Annotated in this window: 2 protein-coding genes and 1 pseudogene; all 3 read left to right on the forward strand. The window is 72.2% G+C overall.

All coding sequences use genetic code 11. From position 1 onward, the window contains the following. Window positions 1–465 (forward strand): annotated as a pseudogene (locus GT042_RS01220) (hypothetical protein); the annotation flags it as partial. A gap of 169 nt (window positions 466–634) precedes the next feature. Next, window positions 635–868: a DUF397 domain-containing protein gene (locus tag GT042_RS01225; protein WP_161306834.1), complete on the forward strand. Its 234-nt coding sequence runs from the start codon at window positions 635–637 to the stop codon at window positions 866–868. Between the two features lie 457 nt (window positions 869–1,325). After that, the coding region (locus tag GT042_RS01230; RefSeq protein WP_161306835.1) for an SCO5717 family growth-regulating ATPase at window positions 1,326–1,563 on the forward strand (238 nt) is incomplete at its 3' end.

Below are 1,563 nucleotides of genomic sequence, written 5' to 3' on the forward strand. Positions count from 1 at the left end.
CGGGTCGCGGTCGAGACCGGGCGCGCCCAGGCCTGGACGCTGCTCGCGCAGGCCGCGGGCGCGGGCCTGGACTGCGTCACGCTGCACGAGGTCGGCCGGGTGCCGCCGATGGGCGCGACGGTCGGCAGCCCCGTGGTGGTGATCCGGGACTGCGGGATGCGCCCTCCGCGCGGCCGGGTGGTGTCGTCGCCGTGGCAGTCGGTGATGACCCTGCTGCCCTACATGAGCCCGGTGGCACCGCGGTTGATGCGGGGCTCCACGCTGGTGGGTGTGCAGCGGGTCTCGCCGCAGGAGGCCGAACAGGTCAGCCGCATCCTGGGCCTGTCGCGCGCCGAGACCGACGCGCTGCCCACGCTGGCGGACGGCGTCACGCTCTGGTGCGCGGGGCGTGAGCACCACTGGGTGATGACGAGCGGCACGGACGCGGAGACGGGACTGCTGGGCGTGGCCCGCCGGATGGACTGATCTCGACCGACCTTACTGAACTGACCTTTTTGCCCGGGCTTCCTACCCCGCCCGCACGCGCTGTAATCGTTCCGTCGCGGACGTACGGCCAACCGTCCTAAGATGCCGGAGGAACCGGAACAGCCGGCAGAGGGCATCACCGAGCCGTCACCGAAAGGAAGCTTGTCTGATGGGGAGCGCACAGGAGAAGGACGAGCTGTATGCCCTGGACATCTCTGGCGTCGAGTGGCACAGCGCGCCCGGCACCAGTGCGGACGAGGAGCGGGTCGAGATCGCGTACCTGCCGGAAGGCGCCGTCGCCATGCGGTCGTCCGTGGACCCGGACACCGTGCTGAGGTACACCGAGGCCGAGTGGCGGGCCTTCGTCCTCGGGGCGCGCGACGGGGAGTTCGATCTGCGCTGAGCCCGGTCGGCCCGGAGCCGGCGGCGAACAGCAGGTAACAGGTAGGGGCACGCTCCGTCCGGGGCGTGCCCCTCCGGCGTACGGGATGTACGAGGGGTGTGCGGGGGGTGTGCGGGCCGAAGTGGGCTTCGTACGCCCGTTCTGCGCGGGTTCTGCCGCGATCTCCCGCAGACATGTACCGATTTGACCGATCGCCGTACCCACCTGGGTTCCTTACGTGTTCACTTGGGGGCAGGACGTGACGTACGGGCCGCTCGCCGGCGACCCGTCCGCCCTGCCGGAGCGACACCGGGGACGATTAGGGTGGGTGGAGGCGCGGGAGGAGAACCGGCAGGGACGTATGCCGCGTCACCGGGTCCTGACAGGGCCCAGGGGGAGAGCCGGGCGGACCGGACACCAGGGACGACCGCCCCCGCCCACCACGGCACAAGGGTGCTCGACCACCTCAGGAGGCAAAGTGAACGGCGATCGGGACGAGATCCGCGGAGGCTGGGACCGGCCGCCCGTGGACGACCAGTCCGACGCGGAGCCCGAGGTGACGGGTGAGTTCACCATCGACTACACCCCTCCCGCCTGGTACACGCAGAACGCGCCGGGGGACACCGCCGGTGGCGCCGCGACGGCGGGGCCGCCCGCGCCCGCGTACGAACCGGCGCCGCCCGCGCCGCCGGTGGGCGCGCCGGTGGCGGTGCCGG

The organism is Streptomyces sp. SID3212 (genome assembly GCF_009865405.1).
Lineage (GTDB): Bacteria > Actinomycetota > Actinomycetes > Streptomycetales > Streptomycetaceae > Streptomyces.

Coding starts and splice junctions, on each gene's coding strand:
- GT042_RS01225 (WP_161306834.1), top strand. CDS start 635: ATGGGGAGCGCACAGGAGAAGGACGAGCTGTATGCCCTGGACATCTCT.